At 63.0% G+C, this 25055-nt stretch carries 24 protein-coding genes; 2 read left to right on the top strand and 22 right to left on the bottom strand.

What is annotated here, in order from left to right:
• Positions 1–13 precede the first annotated feature (13 nt).
• On the bottom strand, positions 14–1120 hold the full coding sequence (locus IT293_01590; GenBank protein MCC6763331.1) for an acyl-CoA dehydrogenase family protein: 1107 nt from the start codon (positions 1118–1120) through the stop codon (positions 14–16).
• Positions 1121–1741: a TetR/AcrR family transcriptional regulator gene (locus IT293_01585; GenBank protein ID MCC6763330.1), complete on the bottom strand. Its 621-nt coding sequence runs from the start codon at positions 1739–1741 to the stop codon at positions 1121–1123.
• 249 nt (positions 1742–1990) lie between these two features.
• Between IT293_01585 and IT293_01580 the strand changes: the two genes are divergently transcribed.
• On the top strand, positions 1991–2761 hold the full coding sequence (locus IT293_01580; protein ID MCC6763329.1) for a DUF4115 domain-containing protein: 771 nt from the start codon (positions 1991–1993) through the stop codon (positions 2759–2761).
• 23 nt (positions 2762–2784) lie between these two features.
• Here IT293_01580 and IT293_01575 read toward each other — a convergent pair whose 3' ends face one another.
• The 17 genes from IT293_01575 to rpmH all read right to left on the bottom strand — a co-directional run bounded on the left by IT293_01575 (position 2785) and on the right by rpmH (position 17528).
• Entirely contained in the window at positions 2785–3198 is a 414-nt protein-coding gene (locus IT293_01575; GenBank protein MCC6763328.1) for a F0F1 ATP synthase subunit epsilon, read from the bottom strand.
• Between the two features lie 14 nt (positions 3199–3212).
• A complete protein-coding gene (atpD, locus tag IT293_01570) occupies positions 3213–4637 on the bottom strand; it encodes a F0F1 ATP synthase subunit beta (GenBank protein MCC6763327.1) in 1425 nt (474 codons plus the stop codon).
• A gap of 38 nt (positions 4638–4675) precedes the next feature.
• Complete coding sequence (atpG, locus tag IT293_01565; GenBank protein ID MCC6763326.1) at positions 4676–5527, bottom strand: ATP synthase F1 subunit gamma; 852 nt, start codon at positions 5525–5527, stop codon at positions 4676–4678.
• Positions 5527–7035, bottom strand: coding sequence for a F0F1 ATP synthase subunit alpha (locus IT293_01560; protein MCC6763325.1), 1509 nt, complete (start codon positions 7033–7035; stop codon positions 5527–5529). The genes atpG and IT293_01560 overlap by 1 nt, the downstream gene beginning before the upstream one ends.
• A 21-nt stretch (positions 7036–7056) precedes the next feature.
• Positions 7057–7596 (bottom strand): ATP synthase F1 subunit delta, encoded by a 540-nt coding sequence (atpH, locus tag IT293_01555; protein MCC6763324.1) that lies wholly within the window; start codon positions 7594–7596, stop codon positions 7057–7059.
• Positions 7593–8216, bottom strand: coding sequence for an ATP synthase F0 subunit B (locus IT293_01550; protein MCC6763323.1), 624 nt, complete (start codon positions 8214–8216; stop codon positions 7593–7595). Before IT293_01550 ends, atpH begins: the two co-directional genes overlap by 4 nt.
• The gene (locus tag IT293_01545) at positions 8213–8644 is read right to left on the bottom strand and encodes an ATP synthase F0 subunit B (GenBank protein ID MCC6763322.1); all 432 of its coding nucleotides are present in this window, start codon (positions 8642–8644) and stop codon (positions 8213–8215) included. Before IT293_01545 ends, IT293_01550 begins: the two co-directional genes overlap by 4 nt.
• Before the next feature lie 113 nt (positions 8645–8757).
• A complete protein-coding gene (locus IT293_01540; GenBank protein MCC6763321.1) occupies positions 8758–9312 on the bottom strand; it encodes a polymer-forming cytoskeletal protein in 555 nt (184 codons plus the stop codon).
• Between the two features lie 80 nt (positions 9313–9392).
• A complete protein-coding gene (locus IT293_01535) occupies positions 9393–10262 on the bottom strand; it encodes a ParB/RepB/Spo0J family partition protein (protein MCC6763320.1) in 870 nt (289 codons plus the stop codon).
• A 3-nt stretch (positions 10263–10265) separates the two neighbouring features.
• A complete protein-coding gene (locus tag IT293_01530) occupies positions 10266–11036 on the bottom strand; it encodes a ParA family protein (protein MCC6763319.1) in 771 nt (256 codons plus the stop codon).
• A 159-nt stretch (positions 11037–11195) separates the two neighbouring features.
• Entirely contained in the window at positions 11196–11825 is a 630-nt protein-coding gene (rsmG, locus tag IT293_01525; GenBank protein MCC6763318.1) for a 16S rRNA (guanine(527)-N(7))-methyltransferase RsmG, read from the bottom strand.
• Positions 11812–13638 (bottom strand): tRNA uridine-5-carboxymethylaminomethyl(34) synthesis enzyme MnmG, encoded by a 1827-nt coding sequence (gene mnmG / locus IT293_01520; GenBank protein MCC6763317.1) that lies wholly within the window; start codon positions 13636–13638, stop codon positions 11812–11814. The genes rsmG and mnmG overlap by 14 nt, the downstream gene beginning before the upstream one ends.
• Before the next feature lie 15 nt (positions 13639–13653).
• Positions 13654–15033 (bottom strand): tRNA uridine-5-carboxymethylaminomethyl(34) synthesis GTPase MnmE, encoded by a 1380-nt coding sequence (mnmE, locus tag IT293_01515; protein ID MCC6763316.1) that lies wholly within the window; start codon positions 15031–15033, stop codon positions 13654–13656.
• Between the two features lie 58 nt (positions 15034–15091).
• The gene (gene yidC / locus IT293_01510) at positions 15092–16762 is read right to left on the bottom strand and encodes a membrane protein insertase YidC (GenBank protein MCC6763315.1); all 1671 of its coding nucleotides are present in this window, start codon (positions 16760–16762) and stop codon (positions 15092–15094) included.
• 3 nt (positions 16763–16765) lie between these two features.
• A complete protein-coding gene (gene yidD, locus IT293_01505; GenBank protein ID MCC6763314.1) occupies positions 16766–16987 on the bottom strand; it encodes a membrane protein insertion efficiency factor YidD in 222 nt (73 codons plus the stop codon).
• A gap of 17 nt (positions 16988–17004) precedes the next feature.
• Positions 17005–17373 carry a ribonuclease P protein component gene (gene rnpA / locus IT293_01500; protein MCC6763313.1) on the bottom strand — a complete coding sequence of 123 codons (369 nt, stop codon included), beginning with the start codon at positions 17371–17373 and terminating at the stop codon, positions 17005–17007.
• Positions 17370–17528, bottom strand: coding sequence for a 50S ribosomal protein L34 (rpmH, locus tag IT293_01495; protein MCC6763312.1), 159 nt, complete (start codon positions 17526–17528; stop codon positions 17370–17372). Before rpmH ends, rnpA begins: the two co-directional genes overlap by 4 nt.
• Before the next feature lie 431 nt (positions 17529–17959).
• On the opposite strand from rpmH, the gene IT293_01490 reads away from it, so the two are divergent.
• Entirely contained in the window at positions 17960–18565 is a 606-nt protein-coding gene (locus IT293_01490) for a PadR family transcriptional regulator (GenBank protein MCC6763311.1), read from the top strand.
• Positions 18566–18571: 6 nt separating this feature from the next.
• Here IT293_01490 and gyrA read toward each other — a convergent pair whose 3' ends face one another.
• From gyrA to dnaN, 3 genes are all read right to left on the bottom strand, one after another.
• A complete protein-coding gene (gene gyrA / locus IT293_01485) occupies positions 18572–21076 on the bottom strand; it encodes a DNA gyrase subunit A (GenBank protein MCC6763310.1) in 2505 nt (834 codons plus the stop codon).
• 107 nt (positions 21077–21183) lie between these two features.
• The gene (gene gyrB, locus IT293_01480; GenBank protein ID MCC6763309.1) at positions 21184–23607 is read right to left on the bottom strand and encodes a DNA topoisomerase (ATP-hydrolyzing) subunit B; all 2424 of its coding nucleotides are present in this window, start codon (positions 23605–23607) and stop codon (positions 21184–21186) included.
• A gap of 131 nt (positions 23608–23738) precedes the next feature.
• The gene (gene dnaN / locus IT293_01475) at positions 23739–24854 is read right to left on the bottom strand and encodes a DNA polymerase III subunit beta (protein ID MCC6763308.1); all 1116 of its coding nucleotides are present in this window, start codon (positions 24852–24854) and stop codon (positions 23739–23741) included.
• Positions 24855–25055 lie beyond the last annotated feature (201 nt).

Raw genomic sequence — 25055 nt, 5'->3', positions numbered from 1 at the left:
GGTCGTCGTCCTTTCAAGCGATGGCGAAGCCTTCGAGCATCGCGAAGCTGCGCGCGTTGCGCAAAAAGAGCTCGACGAGGTGGTCGCGGATGTATCCATGCCCACCGAGCACCTGCAGCGCGTTGTCGGTGATCTTGAGCGCCATCTCCGCGGCGTAGCGTTTGGCGAGATGCGCTTCGCGGGTCGCGTCCTCGTTGCGATCGAGTTTCCACGCGGCCTCCCACGTGAGCAGGCGCATGGCGTCGACCTCCATCGCCATATCGGCCAGCATGAACGCAATGGCCTGCTTCTGCGCGATGACCTGTCCGAAAGCGCGGCGATCCTTCGCATAGTCGCGGGCGTAGTCAAAGGCCGCGCGCGCGACGCCGACGGCCATGGCCGACTGCGCGACCCGCCAGAGGTTCGCCAAGCGCGCGATCGCGCCGTCGCCGCCGCCGAGGAGTTGTTCGCGCGGAACCTTGCACCCGTCGAACACAAGGCGTGTGGTCGCCAGGGCCTTGAGGCCCATGTTGCGTTCGCGGTCGCCGATCGTGAGACCGGGCGTCTCGCGATCGATCAGGACAGCTTGCGGGTGCGACGCGCCGGTGCCGTTCGAGAGACCCGCGATCACGAGGAACTGCCGTGCCTCGTTCCCGAGCGGTACCAGGCACTTCTCGCCGTTCAGCGTGTAGTCATCGCCGTCGCGCTTCAGCGACGTGGTGGGCGTCAAGGCGTCGAAGTCCATGCGCGGCTCCATGACGGCAGCCGAGGCCGGCTCGAAGCGGTCCCCGCAGAAGCGCGGCAGGACGGATCGCTTCAATGCGTCAGAGCCGAACTCCAATACCGGGACCGTAACCAGCCGCGGCGCCAACAAGTGCATGGCAATCGAGAGATCGCCATAGGCGAGCTCTTCGGCCACCACGGCGCCGCTGATCGCCGAATGACCGTTGCCGAAGCCTCCGAACTCCTCGGGGATGATGCTCTGCACGAGGCCGAGCTCCCATCCTTTCTGGATCAACGCCGAGGGAATGAGACCCTTCTCGTCCGCCTCGCGCGCGTGCGGGCGGATCTCGTCACGTGCGAAGCTCACGACCGTGTCGCGGATCAGCTGTTGTTCTTGGTCGAGCTCGAAGTTGATCATCTAGCGCTCCTTCGATGATTTACGCCGCGAGGCTCGTCCGCCAGCGGCCCGCCTGGGCGGCGCTTCGGTGGGGGTGAGAAGCGCGAGGACTTGCGCGACGACTCCCTGCATGGCTCGCGTGAGATCGACCCTTTCCGGGTCCTGGTAATGCTGCAGCTCGGCACCGATCACGCCGCCGGCGAAGAGCTCCGCTACGAGGGATGCGTCGACGTCGCGACGGAAGACGTCTCGCTCCTGGCCGACCCGGACGATGCCGGCAAGGTAACTCCGGAAGCGACGAAGGATCCCGCGGAACGCCTCCGACAATCGCGGATTGGTGTCGAGCGCTTCGACCATCAGGGTCAGAATGAAGCGCCGGAGGTTGTTCTTGGTCGCGATGTGCACGCAGACCCGTGCGATCTCGGCCAATGCTCCCGCGGGATCGGTCGAAGGATTCACCGAGCCGACGACACGTTGCTCGAATTCTGCGATGCGATCCTGGACCGCTTCGAAGAGGAGCTCTTCCTTGTCGCGAAAATGGTAGTAGAGCGCCCCTTTCGTAACGCCGGCCGCGCTCGCGATGCGATCAATCGACGTACCCTGGTAGCCGTACCGGGCGAAGCAATCGATCGCGATGGCCATGAGCTCCTTGCGACCACGGCCCGCCGCTCTGACGCGTCCCCCGACGGGTTCCGCCGAAGAAGCTTCCGACCGTTGCGGCATACTGAACGTTTAGTATTGCTCGCTGCGTTATGTCAACGAGGGGCGTAACCACGCGGAGCCGCGACGGAAACGCTGGCGCCGGTCGCGGCGCATCGCTATGGTCGGAGCCGCATGCTCGAGCGCAACCGGATCGCCGACACGCTCCGGAACGCACGAGAGAAGCGCGGGATGACGGTCGAGCAAGCCGCGTCGGCCACAGGGATCCCTCTTCAGTACCTTCGTCTCCTGGAAGGCGAGTCGAACGTCCGGGTCGGCGTGTCCGACGAGCTCTACCTCGTCCCGTTCCTCCGGAAATACGCGAGCTTCATGGCGATCGATGCCGAGGAGCTGCTTCCCGAGTTCCTCGGGATGGTTCAGCAGATCCCCGCTGACACGAGTCCGCCGTTGCGGCTCGCCTATCGGCCACGCTACGCGGGATTGTGGAAACCGATCTCCGTAGTCGTGACGGCCGGGTTCGCAGTGACCTTGCTGCTACGGCAGACACGCACCCGCCCGAGCTTCGAGGAAGCCAGCACGGGAGACGCGAACCGCACCGCCATCACCGCAGAAACGTCGTCGACTCCGGAGCCGACGTCTTTCCCCACAGGTGAGCCAGCGGTCGCCGCGCCGCCTGCTATCGATGGCTCTCCACCCGCACCGACCGTTTCGGCACCACCACTCGTCGACGCGACACCGCTCGGCGCGCACGAGCTCACGATCGCAGCCAAGGAAGACGCATGGCTCGCGCTCGCAACCGACGATCAGTCCGCCAAGCAGTACCTGCTGCGTGCGGGAGAATCGCGTACCTGGACCGCGACGCATTTTTCTCTGACGGTTGGGAACGCTGGCGGGATATCGCTCTCCCTCGATGGCCGCGAGCTGCCTCCGATCGGCAAGCCGGGTCAGGTGATACGCAAGCTCCGATTCCCGGAAGCCGCGCCTAGCAACCCCCCGGGCTGAGGCAGCGCGGGCGAGGATCTCGCTTACGACTTTTCCGAGGCGGCCGCGATGCGGGCCGCTTCGCGATCAACGGTACGACGTGCGCCGGCGAACTCGGGAGCGCCGACATCGATGTTCTTGAGAACGTCCTCGGCTTCGTCGTGCGCCCGTCGTGCCGCCTCGAGGTCGATCTGCCGTGCGGCCTCTGCGCCGTCCGCCAGCACCGTCATGACGTTGTCGGCGACCTCGGCATAGCCCCCGAAAATCGCGATGACATGGCGTTGGCCACCGACCTTGTACGCGAGCCGACCGGGAGCAAGAGCCGTCAGGAAAGCAATGTGGTCCGGCAGGACACCGAACTCGCCGGCGGCGCCGGGCGCGATCACTTCCTCGACCTCCTCGTCGAGAAGGAGGCGTTCCGGAGTGACAATGCGGATGCGAAAGCTGTTGGCGGCCATCGGAAGCTGCGTGCTTAAGCCGCGAGTCGTTTCGCGTTCTCGATGACGTCTTCGATCGTCCCCTGCATGTAGAAGGCCTGCTCGGGGATGTCGTCGTGCTTGCCGTCGACGATCTCTTGGAAGCCTTTGATGGTGTCCTTGATGTTCACGTAGACACCAGACTTCCCGGTGAACGCTTCGGCCACGTGGAAGGGCTGCGAGAGGAACCGCTGCACCTTTCGCGCACGCGCGACGGTGAGCTTGTCGTCCTCGGACAGCTCGTCCATACCGAGAATCGCGATGATGTCCTGCAGATCCTTGTAGCGCTGCAAGATCTCCTGCACGGCTCGCGCGGTATGGTAGTGGTCCTCGCCGAGAATCGTGGGGTCGAGAATGCGCGAGGTCGAATCGAGCGGATCGACCGCCGGATAGATGCCGAGCTCCGCGATCTGTCGCGACAGTACGGTCGTGGCGTCGAGGTGCGCGAAGGTCGTCGCGGGCGCGGGATCGGTAAGATCGTCGGCGGGCACATAGATCGCCTGAACCGACGTGATCGACCCCTTCTTCGTCGACGTGATCCGCTCCTGGAGCTCACCGAGATCGGTCGCCAGCGTCGGTTGGTAGCCGACGGCTGACGGCATGCGACCGAGAAGCGCGGACACTTCCGAGTTCGCTTGCGTGAAACGGAAGATGTTGTCGATGAACAGCAGCACGTCTTTACCCTCGGCATCGCGGAAGTATTCCGCGGCTGTGAGGGCCGAGAGAGCGACCCGGGCACGGGCGCCAGGCGGTTCGTTCATCTGGCCGTAGACGAGCGTCGCCTTGGCGATAACGCCGGATTCCTTCATCTCGGCCCAGAGGTCGTTTCCTTCTCGTGTGCGCTCGCCGACGCCGCCGAACACCGAGTAGCCGCCGTGTTGCTTGGCGACGTTGTTGATCAGCTCCTGGATGATGACCGTCTTGCCGACGCCGGCGCCGCCGAAGAGCCCAATTTTACCGCCGCGGGCGTAGGGACAGAGGAGGTCCACGACCTTGATGCCGGTTTCGAGCGCCTGAACCTCCGTCGCCTGCTCGACGAACTCGGGCGGCTCGCGGTGGATCGGCAGCGTCGATTTGGCGTTCACCGGACCCATGCCGTCGACAGGCTCCCCGATGACGTTCAGGATGCGGCCGAGCGTTTCGGCACCCACGGGCATGCGAATGCTGTCGCCCGTGTCGCGCACCGACATGCCGCGCACCAGGCCGTCGGTCGTATCCATGCCGATGCAGCGGACGGTACGTTCACCGAGGTGCTGCGCGACTTCGAGCACCAGATTGTCCTCACGCTCGTCGATCGCAGGGTTCGTGACGGTGAGAGCGTTCAGAATCGGGGGCAGCTGTCCCGTGTCGAACTCGACGTCGATTACGGCTCCGATGACCTGGGTGATTTTCCCGACGTTGCCCGTACCATTCGTTGCCACGAAGATCCTCCTGATGAGCCGTCGCGCGCAGCGACGCGTCAACCCTTGAGTGCCTCGGCGCCGCCGACGATCTCCATGAGCTCCTTGGTGATCGTGGCTTGCCGGGCTCGATTCATCTCGAGCGTGAGGCGCTCGATCATGTCGCTGGCGTTCTTGCTGGCACTTTCCATCGCCGTCATTCGCGCGCCGTGCTCGCTGGCGATCGACTCCAGAACCGCCTGGAACACCTTCACCTCGACGTAGCGCGGCAGGAGACTCTCGATGACCGCGTCGCGGTCGGGTTCGAAGAGGTATTCACGCGGGCTGTCGGTGGCCGACGGCGCTTCGATTGGAAGGAGACGCTCCACCGTCGGAACCTGCGAAATGGCGGAACGGAAACGACTGAAGAGCACGTGAACCGCGTCGACCTCCCCGGCGGTGAACCGGGCGACCGCTCGCGCGACGATGCTGCGCGCCAGATCGATCGGACTGCCGCTGCCGGCGGTTGCGTGCTCCACGATCTCGACCGAGCGGCGCTTGTAGAAATCGAATGCCTTGCGACCGATCGTGCCGAGAACGGTGGTTCGGTCGGGCGTTGCGAGGAAGCGCTCCGCTTGCCGGATCAGGTTGGTATTGAAGCCGCCGCAGAGGCCGCGATCGGAGGTCAACACGATGAGCATCACCCGGGCTTCCGGGCTGCGATCGCGAACGAGGACGTGCTCGCGCAACGAGCTTTCCGAAGCGAGCCCGGCGACGACCTCGCCGAGCTTCTCGCCATATGTCCGTGACTGCACCACGGCTTCCTGCGCGCGGCGCAGCTTGGCCGCCGCGACCATCTTCATGGCCTTGGTGATCTGCTGCGTGTTGCGAACCGAAACGATCCGCTTGCGGATGGCCTTGAGACTCGCCATCAGGCGGCGAACCGTCCCTTGAACTCTTCGAGGACGGCGTTGAGCTGCGCCTTCACCTCGTTCGAAAGCTCCCGCTTCTCGCGAAGCGCGACGAGGGCCTGTGGGTGTTTGCTCTCCACGTAATCGAAGAGCTCCGCCTCGTAGCGGTGCATCACTTCCGGAGGCAGCGCATCGATGAAGCCGTTCGTGGCAGCATAGACGATCAGCACCTGCTTCTCGACGGCCTGCGGCTGCAACTGCGGCTGTTTGAGGATCTCGACCAGCCGCACTCCGCGCGCGAGCATCTTCTGCGTGGAGGCATCGAGGTCCGAGCCGAACTGCGCGAACGCCGCCATCTCGCGGAACTGGGCGAGGTCGAGACGCAGCGTGCCGGCGACCTGTTTCATCGCCTTGATCTGTGCGGCACCACCGACGCGAGACACCGACAGACCGACGTTCACCGCGGGTCGGACGCCCGAGTAGAAAAGGTCGCTTTCGAGGTAGATCTGCCCGTCGGTAATCGAGATGACGTTCGTGGGAATGTAGGCCGAGACGTCGCCCGCCTGTGTCTCGATGATCGGCAGTGCGGTGAGGGAGCCGCCGCCGCGATCGGCGCTCATCTTCGCGGCACGCTCCAGGAGACGCGAATGCAGATAGAAAACGTCGCCGGGGAATGCTTCACGCCCAGGGGGGCGACGCAGCAGCAGTGAGAGCTGCCGATACGCGACCGCATGCTTCGAAAGATCATCGTAAATGATGAGCGCGTGCTGGCCGTTGTCGCGGAAGTACTCACCCATCGCGCACCCCGTGTAGGGCGCTATGAACTGGAGCGGTGCCGACTCGGAAGCGGTTGCCGCAACGACGGTCGTGTACTCCATCGCGCCTGCCCGCGCGAGCTTTTCGACGACCTGGGCGACCGTGGAGCGCTTCTGGCCGATTGCGACGTAGATGCAGGTCACGTCCCCGCCGCGTTGATTGACGATCGTGTCGAGAGCGACGGCGGTCTTGCCGGTCTGGCGATCTCCGATAATGAGCTCGCGCTGACCGCGGCCGATCGGGATCATCGTGTCGATCGCCTTGATGCCCGTCTGCAACGGCTCCTTGACCGGCTGCCGCGCGACGATGCCGGGCGCTTTCAGCTCGATGCGGCGATTCTCCGTGCTCGCGATGGGTCCCTTCCCGTCGATGGGCAGCCCGAGGGCGTTCACGACACGTCCCCGCAGAGCTTGACCTACCGGAACCTCGGCGATGCGACCCGTACGCCGCACCTCGTCGCCTTCGCCGATCGCGCGCGCCTCACCGAACAGCACCGAGCCGACGTTGTCCTCTTCGAGATTGAGGACCATGCCGAAGATATCGTGTGGGAACTGAAGGAGCTCCCCGGCCGCGGCCTTGTCGAGGCCGTAGATGCGGGCGATGCCATCGCCACAAGAAAGGACGACGCCGGTTTCTCGCACCTCGAGCTCACGGCTGTACTCGGCGATTTGCTGCTTGATGACGTCGCTGATCTCGGCGGCGCGAATCTCCATCACTGTTCCTTTCTCAGTGCTTCAACTTCCGGTGGCCATCTGCTGCCGCAGTTTGCCGAGCTCCGTCCGCAGACTGCCGTCGTAAACCTTGCCTTCCACCTCGACGATCACACCCGCGATGAGATCCTGCACGACCTCGACCCGTGCCTTGACGGTCCGACCAGTGATCGTTCCGAACGTTCGCGTGATCTCCTCGAGGATGTCGGCGGAGAGCGGCGTGGCGCTGCAGATGACCGCTCGGGTGATACCGCGCTCCCGATCCAGCAACGCATCGAAGACCGTGCGGATCGCTTCGACGTGACGGAGGCGCTCATGGTCTGCGAGCAGCGACAGAAAATCACGAAGAGCCTGCGGGGCATCAACCGTCTCGACGATCTTCGCGAGGAGCGCCCGCTTGCGGTCACGATGAACCGGCCCCGTGAGCACTCGCATGACGTTCGGCTCGACGAGAGCATCCGTCATGGTGCCGAGGGCTGAGCCGACGGAATCCAGAGACCCTTGGGCCTTGGCGATCGAAAAGAGCGCCCGTGCATAGCGGCGGGCAATGGCATCGGGCCTCATCGCGTGCCCGCCTCCCGGAGGAACGCCTGGACGAAGGACCGCTGATCGTCCGGCGTGAGGGCGTTTCGCACGCGATCTTCCGCAATCCGAGTGGCCGCTTGCGCGAGATCACTTCGGAGCTTCACCATGGCGCGCCGCCTCTCTTGCTCGGCCAAGAGTGTAGCGTCCGCCAGGCGCCGGGCACCGGTCTCTTCCGCTTGCGCCTTCAACCGTTCGGATTGGCGGTTCGCGATCGTGACCAAATCATGCCGAATGCCTTCGGCCTCATCCTGGAGACCCGCGAGACGTGCCTTGCTGGCGGCGAGCTCGGCCTCTGCGCGTGTCAGAGCGGCGGCGGATTCGGCCTGCGATTCGACGAGGTCGGAATGGCGACGCCGCAGGAACTCGCGCATCGCCGGGATCACGAACCGTACGACGATGAAGAAATAGACGGCGAAGTTGATCGCCGGGAACAAGAGCTGATCCAGGCCCGGAGCGTGGTGCTCGGCATCGTGCCCGTGCTCGGCGGTCGCTTCGTGATGCGGATCCGCGGCAGCGGCGACGGCCAGCGGTGCCGCCTGCAACGATGCCACGACGACAAGGACCGCTGCGACCTTGGAGAAAAGGCGCGGCGCCTTCACGCCGCCCGTCCCAGCACTCGAAGCACGACGCTGCCGGCGAGCTTCGAGGCTTCCGCTTCGAGGGGAGCCCTAGCTTCCCGAACCTGCGCATCGGTGGCAGCCCGCTCGCGTTCCAACACGCTCGTGGCTTCGCCGCGGTATCGTTCGAGTATCCCGTGCTCCTCGGCCTCCGATGCACGGCGTATGTCTTCGGCCTGACGAGCTCCCCGCTGACGCGCGTCGGCCAACCCGGATTGCACCGCTGCATCGATCTGGGCGGCTTCCGCGATCATAGCCTCGGCACGTAACCGCGCTCCACCCGTGCTCTCGGCACGCTTCTTCAGCGCCGCCTGCATCGGGGAGAACAGCAGCACGCGCATCAGCTGCCAAAACACCACGAACCCGACGAGCTGGATGACGAATGTTATGTCTGGCGGAAGCTTGATCACGGAATCTCGATCGTCGTTGGGAATGGCACCGCAGGTTCTTCCTAAGAAAGCCTGGGAAGAGTCCTAGGGCGGCGTTGGCTGTGGAGCTTCGTCGAACCCGACGAAAGCGAAGGCTATTTTGTGCCCTCGGAGTGGACCTTCAAGAGGCCGCCGCCGTCGGATATCTTGTCGTCTTTCGGGAACGGCGTGACCTTGCCGGTCGCCTTCGAGGCCTCCGCACCGCCCATCGAACAGTGCCCCTCGAAGATCACACCTTCCTGGATGATGAGGCTCGGCGTCGTGACGTTTCCGAAGAGCTTCCCGGGGGCGCGAATCTCGACACGCTTACGGGCAGTGATGTCACCCGTCACACGACCCTTGATGATGACACAGCTGCCGGTGATCTGAGCGTTCACGATCGCGGGCTCTCCCACGATCAGGGTGTCTTGTGCGGCGATCTCGCCCTCGACTTGGCCGTCGACGCGAACGGTTCCTTCAAAGTTGAGCTTACCCGTGACCCGGCTGCCCTTGCCGAGGTAGGCATTCACCTCACCGGCGACCGACGCCGGGACCGCTTCCTTGTCCAGGCCTTCGCGCTCGATGCGGGGGGGCTCGTCGATTGCCGTGCGAATCTCCTGCGACTCGAAGCGATCGTTCCGGTCGCGATTCTCTTTGCCGAAGAGCGCCATAGAGGGCTTCCTTTCGACGGACTGCTCGCTGATTGGCCGACCCAAAACCGCGTCGTCTTACCATCGGCTATCGGGAGTTGTCAAAATCCGGAGCCGCGTCCGCCTATGCGATCCACGAGGCCCTGAAGCTCTTCGGGCGAGTAGTACTCGATTTCGATTCGGCCGCCCGGACCCTTCGGAGCAATGCGAACTCGAGTCCCGAGCGCAGCCGAGAGGTCGCGCTCGAGGGCCGCGCGATGCGGATCCCTTGGAGTCACCGGCTGGGCGGATTTGCGCGTCGAAGCGAGCTGCTCCGCGTCCCGAACCGACATCTGACGCGCCTGGATCTGCTTGGCCGCGCGAAGCTGAGCATCCGGATTGTCGATGGAAAGAAGAACGCGCGCATGTCCGGCAGTGAGCCGACCGCGTGCGATGTCGTTCTTGATCGCCTCGGGAAGTCGCAAGAGACGCAGGGAATTCGCAACCGCCGGCCTGCTCTTGCCGACCCGCTCCGCCACCTTCTCCTGGGTGAGGCCGAACTCATTGATGAGTCGCTGATAGGCGGCCGCCTCTTCCAGCGGAGAGAGATCATCGCGTTGCAGGTTTTCGACGAGTGCCAGCTCCAGGCTCTCGCCGTCAGAGAGATCGCGGACGTAGACCGGAACGTGGGTCAGGCCCGCGCGCTCCGCGGCTCGCAACCTCCGTTCCCCTGCGACGAGCTCGAAATCGCCATCGGCGAGGCGCCGCACCAGGAGGGGTTGGATGACCCCTTGTACGCGGATGGACGCCGCCAGCTCGGCAAGCGGGCCCTCTCCGAACTCGATCCGAGGTTGGCGAGGATTCGGGCGGATCCGGTCGAGGGCCACCATCAGGTCGCCCGGCGTCGCCTCCTGGACGGGCTCCGGAGCCTGAGATGCCTTCCCGGCTCCCGGAATCAAAGCGTCGAGTCCGCGTCCCAGGGCCTTGCGCATCGCCTATCTCCCAACAGCGTTTTGAACCAACTCTTGCGTCAAGGCGGCGTATGCCTTGGCACCTCGTGAGCCAGCGTCATAGACCATCGCCGGCACGCCATAACTCGGGGACTCGCTCAGGCGAACATTTCTAGGAATCACAGCCTTGAAGACCTGCTCCGGGAAGTGCTGTCGGACCTCGTTCACGACCTGGTGAGCGAGGCTGTTTCTCGTATCAAACATCGTTAGTAAAAGACCCTCAATCTCAAGAGATGGATTGAGGCTCTGGCGAATGAATCCGATCGTGTCGAGCAGGGCGCTCAGGCCTTCCAACGCGTAGTACTCGCACTGGAGGGGGATCAAGACCGCGTCCGCGGCGCTGAGCGCGTTGACCGTGAGGAGCCCCAAGGAAGGCGGGCAATCGATGATGATGAACTCGAAGCGGTGCTTCAGCGTAGCGATGGCCTGCTGAAGCCTGAATTCACGGCGCGGGAGGGGTACCAACTCGATCTCCGCCCCGATCAGGTCTCGACTTGCCGGCATCACCCATAGGTTCTCGACCTGAGTAGAACGTACGATGTCCTCGACCGCACGCTCTCCGATCAACGCGTGATAGACAGATGCGCCAACCTCTTGGGGATGAATTCCGAGGCCGCTGGTGGCGCTCGCTTGCGGATCGAGATCGATCATCAACGTCAAATGGCCCGAGATAGCCAAACCAGCACTGAGATTGACCGAAGTAGTTGTTTTACCAACGCCGCCTTTCTGGTTGGCGACCGCTAGAACCCGTCCCACGAGCACCTCCGCGCCATGAACGGCCGTGTCGCATCGCGTACCACAAAGCGAAGCATACGAAAAGGACGCTCGACCTCGCCCGCCTGAGGCAAGACGTGGGCGACGTTTCACGTGGAACAAAATTCCGATCGAAGTTTCACGTGAAACTATGAATCGTCGCTACGCCTGAAAGCGCAGCACATCCACGGCTCGATCCCGGTCGCCCTCGATCCCGTACCGTACAGTTCTCTCGAGGGTGAACGAGCGCCCCTCGATGACTTCGGAATCCTGCGCTTTCATCCGAAGCAGCATCCCGTCTTCATTCACCCACGCCGCCGCAACTGCCACCAGCCCCTCGTCGGACCAGACCGCGCGCGAAATCACCACCGCCGCTTGATGCACGTATCCCGAGGGCGGCGTCTCGGCCCGGCCGGCTATCACTTCGACATTATGGAGTCCGAGGGTCCTCCGAACCTCGGAGAGAAAGCTCGCCTTGCGCTGTTTGGACTCCACGAGCACGAACGGTTGGTGCGGCCGCACGATCGCCAGAGGTAGACCTGGAAATCCTGCTCCCGATCCGAGGTCGACCACGGTGCCGCGGAGTGGAAGCAGGGGACTTATCGCCAAAGAGTCCAGTAGATGACGGTCCACGAGCTCGCGCGAAGAACCACAGGACAGGAGATTCGTTCTACGACTCCACAGGTCGAGGATGTCGGCGAACCTGGTGAGCTCTCGAACTGCCTCGGGCGTCACTTCGACACCGAGGGCTGCGGCGGCGATTACCAGATGCTCGCGGTCATTCTCCGACAACCGCAGGGTCGTCGGCCTCACGACGCTGGCGGGACTTCAGGAAGACGGAGAGAATGGCGATGGCCGCTGGCGTTACGCCTGGAATTCTCGATGCTTGTCCCAGGGTCTTCGGTCGCACGGCCGAGAGCTTCTCGCGAATCTCCTTCGAGAGGGAAGGGACGTCGGAGTAGTTCAAGTGGCCGGGAAGGTCGAGGCCATCGAGACATCGAAGGCGAGCTATTTCGCGCTCCTGCCGACGAATGTACCCCTCGTACTTGATGCGACATTCGACCTCGCTCTGTACTCCTTTCTCCGGCAGAGGAAAACCTTCGGGACGTCGCCCGATCAGGTCCTGGAAGGCCGTCGATGGGCGACGGAGGTCGCTAGCAAGTCCGATCGACTCGAGGAGGCGGATCTCGTCTCTGATCCTATCCTCCTTCGCCATCACGAAATCGTATCGTTCACGACCGATCAGTCCGGACTCGAAAGCGATCCGGGCGAGCCGCTGGTCGGCGTTCCCTTCGCGAAGGATCAACCTGTGTTCGGCCCGGGAGGTGAACATCCTGTACGGTTCGCCGCCCACCCCCCTCGTAACGAGGTCATCGACCATGACTCCGATGTATGCCTGGTCTCGCCCGAGGATGATTGGTGTCTCGCCCCGCACCAACCGAGAAGCATTCAACCCAGCCAAGAGTCCCTGCGCCGCGGCTTCCTCGTAGCCGGTCGTGCCGTTGATCTGTCCGGCATGGAAGAGACCAGAAACCGCTTTGGTCTCCAGGGAAGGGTGGAGTTGGAGCGGATCGACGTAGTCGTACTCGATCGCGTATCCGGGGCGCATGATCTCTGCACGTTCGAGCCCCGCGATCGAGCGAACCATGGAGACCTGGATGTCGAGAGGGAGACTTGTCGAAAGACCGTTCGGATAGATCTCTACCGTGTCCAACCCCTCCGGCTCCAAGAAAATCTGGTGGCGATCCTTCTCGGCGAACCGGACTACCTTGTCCTCGATCGACGGGCAGTAACGCGGACCCCGCGAGTTGATCCGTCCTGAGAACATCGCCGACTCCGGCAGGCCCCGTCTCACGATCTCGTGAGTGTCCGAGGTCGTGTGGGCGATGAAGCAAGCGACCTGTGGTTGCCGGATCACCGACGCAAACGACGAGAACGGCGTCGGATCAGGATCCCCGGGTTGCTCAGCCAACCGGGAGAAATCGATGGTTCGACGGTCCAGTCTCGGGCAGGTGCCGGTCTTCAATCTCCCGACGACGAATCCAAGCTCCTCGAGACTCCGGCTCAAACCCAGGATCGCCGCCTCGCCGGCGCGACCTCCAGCGAAGCTCCGCCTCCCGACATGGATCAGTCCCTGGAGAAAGGTGCCGGTCGTCAGGATGACGGCTTTCCCCGCGAACACCTCACCGAACCCCGTCTCGACCCCGACGACGCGTCGTCGGTCCACACGCAAACGCTCGATGCTTGCCTGGCGCAGCGTCACGCCCCGTGCGGCCTCGACGATTCGCTTCATCCGCGCGCGATACAGTGCCTTGTCCGCTTGCGCTCGAGTGGCCCTTACCGATGGACCCTTCTTCGTATTGAGCGTCCGAAACTGGATTCCGGTTTCGTCGATCGCCCGCGCCATCTCACCACCAAGGGCATCGATCTCCTTCACCAAATGTCCCTTACCGATCCCGCCTATTGCAGGATTGCAAGACATTTGTCCTACGTGGTCGATATTCTGTGTAAGGAGTAGGACGCGAGCCTTGGTTCGTGCGGCTGCCAAAGCCGCTTCGATGCCGGCATGTCCGGCGCCGATCACGATGACGTCGTACGAATCCATTGTTCGACGCCAAACTTATTTTCCGAGACAGAAATCGGCAAATACCCGGTCGAGGACGTCCTCCGTTGTGATCTCACCCGTGATGGACGAAAGCGCCGCAGCCGCCAGGCCAAGGTCGCTGGCGACTAGCTCGAGCGGTGAGCCTTCCTCGATCGCTCGCTCGGCGCGGCTCAGATGCGACAGGGACTCGCGAACGGCATCGTGATGTCGGGCACGGAACAGGACGACTTCCTCTTCGTCCGGGTGCTGGCCGAGTCCGAAGACCGTACTCTTCATGGCCGCCATGAGCGCCTCGATGCCTTCCTGGGTCACTGCGCTCACGCGGACGATCGGCGCATCCCCGACAAGCGAACGCACCTCCGCATCCGACACCTGCGGCGGTAGATCCGTCTTGTTCACCACCGCAACGGTTCGACCGGGCCGAACGGCGTCCACGACGTGTGCGTCGTCCGCATCCAGGGTCGTGCTTCCGTCAAAGATCACCAATACGCACCTGGCCTCCTCGACCGCCCCTCGGGTCCGCTCGACACCCAGCGCTTCGACCAAGTCCGTGGTACTCCGAAGGCCCGCCGTATCCAGAAGCACCACCGGTGCTCCACCGACGACGATCCCTGCCTCCAGAACGTCGCGCGTGGTCCCCGGAATGGGCGTCACGATCGCACGATCGCGACCCACGAGCGCGTTCATGAGGCTCGATTTGCCGACATTGGGGCGACCCACCAGCGCCACACGTGCACCGTCGTATTTCAAACGTCCTCGTTCGAACGTCGCCGCCATCCCTTCCAATTCGCGCCGCACCCGCTTCAGCGCGTCGCCTACGTCGGTACCCTCGACCTCCGGGAGATCCTCCTCGGAAAAATCCAGCGCGGCCTCACAAAGCGCACATGCGCCCACGAGCGCTCCGCGAAGCCTCGCCACGCTGCTCGAAAGATTTCCTTCGAGCTGCGACAACGCGAGACGCCGGCCCGCCTCACTCCGAGCGGCGATCAGATCCGCGACCGCCTCTGCTTGCGCGAGGTCGATGCGCCCGTTCAGGAACGCGCGCTTCGTGAACTCTCCGGGCTCGGCGGGGCGGGCTCCCGAAGCGCACACCGACTCCAGGACCCGCTGGGTGACGAGCGCGCCGCCGTGACAATGGAACTCCACCACGTCTTCGCCTGTGAAGCTCGACGGTGCCCGCATCCCGAAGGCCAGGACCTCGTCCAGTACCTCGCCGGTTCTCGGGTCGACGAGCTTGCCTACGTAGATCCGCCGCGTCTGTGGAACACCCGGCCCACCGCGACGACGGAAGATGGCGCCGGCCACCGCATGGGCATCCGTACCGCTGACCCGAACGATCGCGACTCCTGCGGAACCGGCTGCCGTCGCGACCGCCGCGATGGTGTCGCGCGTCATGATGGGCACCGGCTCGCGGCAGGAGTGGCCGCAAGCGGGTCTGGGGGCGGGAGGCTCGCTACGCCGGCTGAGACGCCGGGGCCTCGCGATTCGACCACCACTGCTGCGCGATCGTCAGCACGTTGTTCACCAGCCAGTAGAGCACCAGCCCCGACGGAAAGTTGATGAACATCACGGTGAACATGACCGGCATCAGCACCAGCATCATCCTCTGTTGAGCCGGATCCATGCCCGTCGATGGCGCCAGATACTGCTGCAGTATCATGCTCCCCCCCATCAGCAGCACCAGGATCGGAAGGGGAAGGCCGAGGATGGCGAACTCGTTGCACCCGCTGATCGTTCCTTGTCCGGGCCATGGATAGCACTCGTGCGCCGACAAGTCGTGTACCCAGAACGCGAACCGTGCGTGACGAAGCTCGATCGCCTGACTCAGGGCTTGGTACAACCCGATGAACACCGGAAACTGCAGGAGCATTGGCAAGCAGCCCCCGAGCGGATTCACGCGATGCCTGCGATACAGCTCGATCATCTCCTTGTTGAGCCGCTCACGATCGTCCTTGAACTTCTCCCGGAGCTTCGCCATCTGCGGCTGCAGACGCTGCATGTCCCGCATCGATTTCATGCTGCGATTCGTAAGCGGGATGAAGAGGACCTTGATCAGAATCGTGAGCAGCACGATGTCGACGCCGTAGTTTCCAGTGATTCGATGAAACGCCTTCAGGAGACGCAGCAGCGGCACCGCCAGAAAAGAGAACCAGCCGAAATCCACCGCGCGCTCCAGCTGATTTCCGACGGTCGTGAGAACCTCGACGTCCTTGGGTCCGACGAAGACCGTGAACCGGGCGGAATCCGTCGAGCTCCGCGCACTCGTTACCAGCAACTGTATGCCGCCGTTCTCTGGGCTGACCGTCGCGCGCGACGCGGCCGGTTCTTCGGGCATCAGCGCGGCAAGAAAATAGTGATCGGCGTAGCCCGCCCAACGCACGGGCGGTTGGAAGATCTTTACCGGTGAACCCGCCAGGCTGGTCGCGAGATCGCGGACGACCTTCTTGTCCTCGAGCACCAGCGTGCCGCGGTAGTGGGCCTCGGGATCACCCGAGACCACCTCTCCGATCTGATGTCTCCACCCGAGCCCGATACGGCCGAGTTGCGCTGGCGCCCCGGTTGCCGTCACCTCGACCGAGAATGGATAGCTGGCACCGGAGAAGGTGAGCTTCTTCTCGATCGTGCCGCCCGAAGGCAACGTTCCACGAAGAACGATCGCCTGCGTCTCCGCGCCCCGCAGCGTCAGCTCGGATCGATCGGCGGTGTACAGCACGCGCGTATCGTCCTCGACGACCTTGCCGTCGTCCGATGCCAATCGCGCGCCGAGGGGGGCGGCGGCCCCGGACGCGACCTGGATAAGCTCCAATGGCTCGCTGTCGGCGCCGACTGCCGCCCGAAACGCCTTCAGCTTCAGACTCGAGATGCGACCGCCCGCGGTTTCGATGCGGGCCGTGAAGAGCTCCGTATCCACGATAACCGGTTCGGTCGGCGGCGGGGAGACCGCGTCGTCGATAGGCTGCGGTGCCGCTTCGTGTTTCGCCACCGAGGTCCCATCGGGCGTTGGAGCGTCGGTGCTCGTCGCTTCACCCGACGGTGGCGCGGGATACAGATAGCGTAGGGCCTCTTGATATCCGACCAGAACGATCAGACACAGAACGGCCGCTACGATCGCGCGTCGTTCCATCATTCACCGAGGCGAGCCGGGAACCGGGTCGACTCCCGCCACGGACCATGGGTGACACCGTAATAGCCGTCGAGCCGCCAGCCACGCCCCGCGCGCCGCACCGTGCACGAGAACAGCCTCCTCGGCGTACTCGGAACAGGTCGGATAGAATCGGCAGGCCGGTGGCAGCAAGGGAGAGAGCACTCGTCGATAGATCCGGATCGGAAGGACTGCTCCCACCCTCAGTGCCGATCGACGGTCACTCACCGGGAGCTCGCGTGCCTACGTCCGAATGCCTCCAAGATCGACCCCACGTCGCTCTGAACGATCGCCGCTGGAACCGCTCCTACACCCGCTTTCGCGATCACGAGCAGGTCCCCGAAGAAGCGGTCGCGCATCGGATGACGCCGGAAGCTCTCACGGATCCGACGCTTCAAGAGATTCCTGGTCACGGCACCGCCAACCTTGCGGCTCACGGTGATACCCAGCCGCCCAGCCGCACCCGAACTCTGGACGACGAAGGTGAAGTGCTCGGTCCTCCGCCTTTCGCCCCTTCGCCCCAATGACAAGAACTCCCCGCGGCGCCGAATCCGTGCCGACCGCGTGAAGCCCTCGCCATTTTCGGCTGTCATCGGGGCTGCTTCGGAGGGATCGAGACCGTCAGCCGCTTTCGTCCCTTGGCTCGCCGTCGCTTCAGGACGTTACGCCCACCGGGCGTAGCCATCCGCGCGAGGAAGCCGTGGGTTCGCTTACGGCGCGTGTTGCTGGGCTGGAAAGTTCGCTTCATGGAATCGGGCTATCCATCACAGGGGATCGCCGCTGTCAATTTCTTATGCGGAGGCGGCGGCCGCTTCCCCGCCCGCCGCGGGAGCTTTGCTTCCGTGTTCCGCGCACTTCGACCCGATCGCACGGGGCTTCCGGCAGGCTTCCGCCGTACACGTCTTGTATCGCGCCTTCGGCAAAGCCCCCTCACGCCACCGCTTGTAGTGTCGCGCGCAGTACCCCTTACCTGCCACCGCGCCGGAACACCCTTCGAACTTGCACGTACCCTTGGACATTCGAGATTCTCCTCTGGTGCGGTCACCGCAAGACCTCGGGGTTTCCCGACCGAGGATGCCGGGGTCTTTCACATCGGTACCTCCATGGCAAGCCGAACAGCTCGATGCCCCCATTCCTATAGGTAGGACGCGCCGGCTGGACCTGGTAGGACCCGTCCGCGTGTCACTCAAGTATGCGATCCTGAGTCTGCTCGCACACGACCCTCTCACGGGTTACGAGCTGATGAAGCTCTTCGACGGATCCGTCGGCTACTTCTGGCACGCGACCCACCCGCAGATCTACAAGGAGCTGGCGCGCCTCGAACGCGCGGGACAGATTGCCCATCGCAGCGTGGAGCAGAAGGGTCGTCCGACGAAGAAAATCTACTCCCTCAGCGAATCTGGTCGGGACGAATTGATCGAGTGGCTGCGGGTTCCCCCCACCACTCAACGGGTCAAAGACGAGATGATGCTGAAGACCTTTTGCAGCGGTCTGCTGTCGGACGACGAAGCACTCGCCCTCATTCGCCGCCATCGCGAGTTGCACGAGATCAAGCTACAGCGCTACCAGGAACTCGAGCGTTTCCTGGAAAGCGGTCTCCCTGTCGCTACTCGCGATCGCCTCGGACCGTACCTCACCTTGCGCCGCGGGATCCGCTACGAGCGCGACTACATCGCGTGGTGCGATGAAGCTGCCAAGCTTCTGCAACGCTTGGCTCAGGCGATGCCGCTTCAACCCCTCAGACGATCGCGGCCGGGCCGTTTTTCACGCAAACGACACGGATAGCGGCACTCATTCTTCCCTGGGATCCCCATCCTCCGCGTTGCCGTTCGCGGCGCCCCCGTCTTCTTCTTCCTGATCCGAATCTTCTTGCTCCGCCAGCCGCGCGAGGCTGACCACGCGTTCGCCCTCTTCAATGTCGATCAGCCGCACGCCTTGCGTATTGCGCCCGATCACCCGGATGTCGGCGACACGCAGCCGGATGATCTTTCCCGTGCTCGTCACCAGCATGAGGTTGTCCTCGTCGGTCACTTGTTGGACCCCGATGACCGCCCCCGTACGTTCCGTCGCCTTCATCGTGATGATGCCTTTGCCTCCGCGAGCCTGAACACGATACTCCGCGATGTCGGTACGCTTCCCGTAGCCGTTCTCGGCAACGGTCAAGACGCTCGCCCCGGGACTGAGGATCTCCAGGCTGACAACCTCGTCGCTACTGTCCAGGGTGATGCCTTTCACCCCGGCCGCGCCGCGTCCCATGCTGCGAACCTCCTCTTCACGGAAGCGGATCGCCTGGCCGGCGCGCGTCGTGAGGATCACCTCCTGTCGGCCGTCGGTGAGACGGACCCCGATCACCTCGTCGCCGGTATCCAGTCCGATCGCTATGATCCCCGATGGTCTCGGGTTCGCGTACGCCATCAGGTCGGTCTTTTTCACGATACCTTGCTTCGTCGCGAAGAACACGAAGTGGTTCTCACGGAACTCGCGGACCGGAAGAAACGCCGAGATCTTCTCGTCCGGATGCAGGTTCAGCAGGTTGACGATCGCCTTGCCACGAGCGGCTCTGCCGGCCTGCGGCAACTCGTGCACCTTGATCCAGTACACCTTGCCGATGGTGGTGAAGAACAACAGGTAGCTGTGCGTCGACGCGACGAAGAGGTGCTCCACAAAGTCTTCGTCCCGTGTCGTGGTACCGATCTTCCCCTTGCCGCCTCGTCGCTGCGCACGATAGAGCGAGGCTGGATTCCGTTTGATGTAGCCCTCATGGGAGATGGTGACCGCCATGTCCTCGTCGGCGATCATGTCTTCGATCGATATGTCCCCGACGTGCTCGACGATCTCGGTGCGCCGCGTGTCGCCGTACGTCGATTTCAGCTCGCGCATTTCCGTGACGATGATCTTCGATATCTCACGCTCGTCGGCGAGGATCGTCCGCAAACGAGTGATCAGCGCTTCGACCTCGTGGTGCTCCTCGAGAATCTTGTCCCGTTCCAGATTCGTGAGCCGTTGCAGCCGCATATCGAGAATCGCTTGCGCTTGCAGCTCCGAAAGCGCGAACGTGCTGATCAACCCTTCCTTGGCCGCCGTCGGGTTGGCCGCCTTCCTGATGAGCTGAATCACGGCGTCCAGGTTCTCGATCGCGATCTTCAGCCCCTCGAGAATGTGGAGCCGCTCCTCGGCCTTGCGCAGGTCAAAGACCGTTCGCCGCGTCACCACCTCGAAACGATGAGCGACGAACTGCTGAAGGGCCTCCTTCAGGCTCAGCAGGCGCGGTCGATTGTCGACGATCGCCAGCATGATCATCCCGAAGGATTCCTGCATCGGCGTCATCTTGTAGAGCTGGTTGAGCACCACCTCCGGAACAGCGTCGCGCCTGAGCTCGATCACGATGCGCATGCCCTGCCGATCGGACTCGTCGCGAAGATCGTAGATGCCCTCGATGCGCTTCTCGTTCACCAGTTCCGCGATCCGCTCGAGCAGGCGCGCCTTGTTCACCTGATAGGGGAGCTCGCTGACGATGATGCTGCTGCGGCCGCTCTTCTTCTCGACCTCTGTCGCGGCGCGAGCCCGAACCTGGAGAACGCCCTTTCCGGTCTCGTACGCCTCGCGAATGGCGTCCTTGCCGTGGATGAAGCCCGCCGTCGGAAAATCCGGGCCCGGAAGATGCTCCATGAGGCCGGTGATCGTGATCGCCGGGTTCTCGATCAACGCAACGACGGCGTCGGCGAGCTCGTTCAGATTATGGGGCGGAATGTTGGTCGTCATCCCAACGGCAATGCCCGAGCTTCCGTTCAGCAGGAGATTCGGGAGTCGCGCCGGCAGCACGCGCGGCTCGTGCAGCGTCTCGTCGTAGTTCGGGCTGAACTCGACGGTTTCCTTGTCGATGTCGGCCAACAACTCGCCGGCGATTCGCGCCATGCGTATCTCGGTGTACCGCATGGCAGCGGCCGGATCACCGTCCACGGACCCGAAGTTTCCCTGGCCGTCGACGAGCGGGTAGCGCATGGAGAACTCTTGGGCCATGCGTACGATCGCATCGTACACGGCCGAATCGCCGTGTGGATGGTACTTACCGATGACGTCGCCGACGACGCGCGCCGACTTCTTGTAGCCCTTGTTCCACTCGTTCCCGAGGTCGTACATCGCGTACAAAATGCGACGATGCACGGGCTTCAATCCGTCGCGGGCATCCGGCAACGCGCGACGGATGATGACGCTCATCGCGTAGTCCATGTAGGACTGACGCATCTCGTCTTCGATGTTGACCGGAATCTTGTTCTGCTTGAGCGTCGACTCCATCGCTCTCTTCCCTCACCCGAATGGCTCTCAATCGACGGCGGATTCCCGCCAGGCGTCGGATATGCTCACGGTGCTCCGACGATTGCGTCGATACACCGGTGCACGAATCAGACGTCGAGATTCCTCACCGCCAAGGCATTGGCTTCGATGAACTTCCGGCGGGGTTCGACCTCGTCGCCCATCAGCGTCGAGAAGACCTCGTTCGCAGTGTAGGCGTCGGAGAGCTTCACCTGCAGAAGGGTTCGCGTCTCCGGGTTCATCGTGGTCTCCCATAGCTGCTCGGGGTTCATTTCTCCGAGTCCCTTGTACCGCTGGATCTCGAGCCCCTTCCGACCGTCACGAACGATCTGTTCGACGGCCTCCCGGAGGCTGCCCGCCGTGACCACTTTGCTGCCCGTCGTCAGGGTGAACGGTGCCGCTCCCGTCGCACGCAGATCCCCCGCCAGACGCCGCAGTTCCTCGAACTCGGGGGACTGACAAAGCTCCATGTCGACGACCGTGCGATGGCTCGTTCCGTTTCCCCGCGTCGAGAAAACGAGCCGCTGGCTGTTGTGCTCCGCGTCTTCCTCGACCGCGAACGTCACGGGCAGCAACTCGGAGTGGACGCTTGCGAGCCGCGCGATGACTCCGTTGGCGACCTCGACCACACGTTGGCCGTCCCGGAGCCATACCTGTGGATCACCATCCACGGCGGCGATCGCACGAACGATCTCACGCTGTCGCTTCTTGCGCTCCACGACGTCGAGGATCTTCTCGAAGCGCGTCGTTCGCTTGACGATGCCCTTCAGCGCCACACCCGTGAAGCTCGTTCCGTTCGACTCGAGTCTCACGTCCTCGGTTCCGAGCTCGATCAGATGGTCCTCGAGCGCCGCCTCGTCCTGGAGATAGCGCTCCTGCCTTCCGCGTCGCACTTTGAAAAGCGGCGGTTGGGCGATGTAGAGGAACCCCTTCTCGATGAATTCCTCGAACTGGCGATAGAAGAACGTCAACAGGAGCGTTCGGATGTGCGAGCCGTCTACGTCGGCGTCCGTCATGATGACGATCGTCTGATAGCGCAGCTTCGAAAGGTCCTTCCCGTCCTTGCCGACGCCGGCGCCGAGCGCGGTTATAAGCGTCCGGATCTCCTGCGACGAAAGCATCTTGTCGAAGCGCGCCTTCTCGACGTTCAGGATCTTCCCACGCAACGGAAGGATCGCCTGATTACGCCGGTCGCGTCCCTGCTTGGCGGACCCGCCGGCCGAATCGCCCTCAACGATGAAGATCTCGGAGAGCGCCGGATCCCGCTCCTGGCAGTCGGCGAGCTTCCCCGGAAGTGATCCGGAATCGAGCGCTCCTTTACGACGGGCGAGCTCTTTGGCCTTGCGGGTTGCTTCGCGAACGCGCGCGGCCTCGAGCCCCTTCTGCACGATGCGCTTCGCTTCGGCGGGATGCTCCTCGAGGTACGCTCCCAAGCGCTCGTTGACCAATGCTTCAACGAAACCTTTCACCTCGCTGTTGCCGAGCTTGGTCTTGGTCTGTCCCTCGAACTGCGGCTCCGGAACCTTCACGGAGATCACCGCCGTAATCCCTTCGCGACAATCATCGCCCTGGAGTGCCTCCTGCTCCTTCTTGCTCAAGCTGGCCGTCGCCGCGTAACTGTTGACTGTTCGCGTCAGCGCAGACTTGAAGCCGACCAAGTGCGTCCCGCCTTCCACCGTGTTGATGTTGTTGGCAAACGCATAGATGTTCTCGGAATAGCCTTCGTTCCACTGCATCGCGAGCTGCATCTCGACACCTTCGCGTTGGCCTTCGAGATAGATCACGGGATGGATCGGAGTCTTCGTGGAGTTCAGATGCTCGACGAACTCGACGATCCCTCCCTTGTAGTGGAACTCGTGTCGCTTCTGGTCGCGTTCGTCCTGTAGCGAGATGTAGACACCCTGGTTCAGGAAGGCGAGCTCGCGAAGGCGTTGGGCAAGCACGTCGAAGCTGAACTCTTGAACCTCGAAGATCAACGGATCAGGCTTGAACGTGACTTTCGTACCGCGCTGGTGGGTCGTTCCGACCTCCTGTAATCGACCATCGGGAACGCCGCGACGATACCGTTGAGCGTAGACTTTGTTGTCCCGTCGGATCTCGACCTCGAGCGACTCGGAGAGGGCATTCACCACTGAGATGCCGACACCATGCAATCCGCCCGAAACTCGGTATGCTCCCTTGTCGAACTTTCCTCCGGCATGCAGCTTCGTGAGGACAACCTCGGCCGCGGAAATTTTCTCGGTCGGATGGATGTCGACGGGAATTCCGCGCCCGTTGTCCTCGACGGTAACGCTGTTCTCGACGTGGATCGTCACGTCGATGCGATCGCAGTGTCCCGCGAGCGACTCGTCGATCGAGTTGTCGACGACTTCGAACACGAGGTGATGGAGTCCTCGTTCCCCGGTGTCCCCGATGTACATACCGGGACGCTTCTGGACGGCTTCGAGACCCTCCAGGATCTTGATGCTTTCGGCGCTGTACGCGGACGACTCGTGCGAAATGTTCTCTGCCATGGTCATGCTTCGGAGTCAGTGCTGGCGCGACGGAGCCGACCCACGGCTCTCCACCACCCCGCTTCTCTAGTTCCGAAACCTAGCAAGCGGATACTGAAGCGTAAAGCGATTCCGCTTTCTACATCGTGGGCTTAGAGCCGCATCGGCATCACGACGTACGAGTAGCTCTCATCTTCCTGCATACGCAGGATGCCTGGGCTGACCTCGTCGGTAAGCCCTATCTCGATCGTGCCGGCTACGCCGCCCAGCGACAGTACATCGAGCAAGTAGCGAGCGTTGAATCCGATCGCGAACTCGTCTCCGGCGTAGTCTGCTTCGATCTCTTCACGCGCTTCACCAATGTCTGGGTTCGTCGTCGCAACCTCGAGAAGGCCGTTCTCGAGACGAAGCTTGACTCCGCGAGCCCGCTCGCTCGACAGGATCGCAACACGACGGAGTGCGCCGAGAAGCTCCTGCGAGTTTACGCGCACGTGACGCTTGCTCTCTTTCGGGATGACTTGCCGGTAGTCCGGAAACTCTCCTTCGATCAGGCGCATGAAGAGCTCGACTCCATCACGTTCGATTCGAGCCAGATTACCACCGATCGAAAAGCTCAACTCTCCTTCGGAACCTTCGAGCAGCCTGCGGGCCTCGACCAGACCCTTGCGCGGCAGGATAACCCCCGGCCGAATCTCGGCCCCGGCCTCCTCGCGTTCGACCAATGCCAGTCGATGACCGTCCGTGGCGACCATCCGGACATGACTCTTCTCGATGGTCTCGATGAATACCCCACCCAGACTGAGCCGCGTCTCGTCGGTCGATACGGCGAACAAGGTCTTTTCGATCATCTCGGCCAGTGCGTCACTGGCAAGACGCATCATCACCGTTCCCTTCTTCGCCGCGGGGGTCGCTGCCGGAATGCTAGGGAAGTCCTTGGGATCGATCGAGAGCATCCTGTATCGGGCTCGTCCGCCTGTTACTTCGACACCACCACTACCCGCACGTAGGACGACTTCATCGCTCGGAAGCTCCCGCACGATCTCGTACAACTTGCGAGCATTGAGTGTGATCGAACCGGGCTGAGCGACTTTTCCCTTGCAGGAACGACGGACACCGACTTCGAGATCGGTTGCGGTGAGCTGGATCTCGGCACCCGTTGCCTCGATCAGGACGTTCGCGAGGATGGGCAACGTATTGCGTTTCTCGACGACTCCCTGCGTCAAGTAGAGCCCCTGCAGAAAGTCACCCTTCTCGACCCGTAGATCCATGTTCGAATGTCCTCGGTAACGCGCCTTTCTAGCGTACTGCTCTTAGAGAAGTAAAATTAGAAGAACTAGTAGTAGTAGGCACCTCCCGGCGGTGGAAGAAACTCGCAAGGTCCCGGAACGCCGCATTCTTGTGGGATTCAGTATGTGGATCCGAGGACTGGCAATCCAGTGGGATGCGCGAGGCGACCACCGGCATCAACA

It is taken from the genome of Deltaproteobacteria bacterium (assembly GCA_020848745.1).
Classification (GTDB): domain Bacteria; phylum Desulfobacterota; class Binatia; order UTPRO1; family UTPRO1; genus UTPRO1.
The sequence above is the reverse complement of the archived record's forward strand: the minus strand, read 5'-3'. Positions and strand labels throughout refer to the sequence as shown.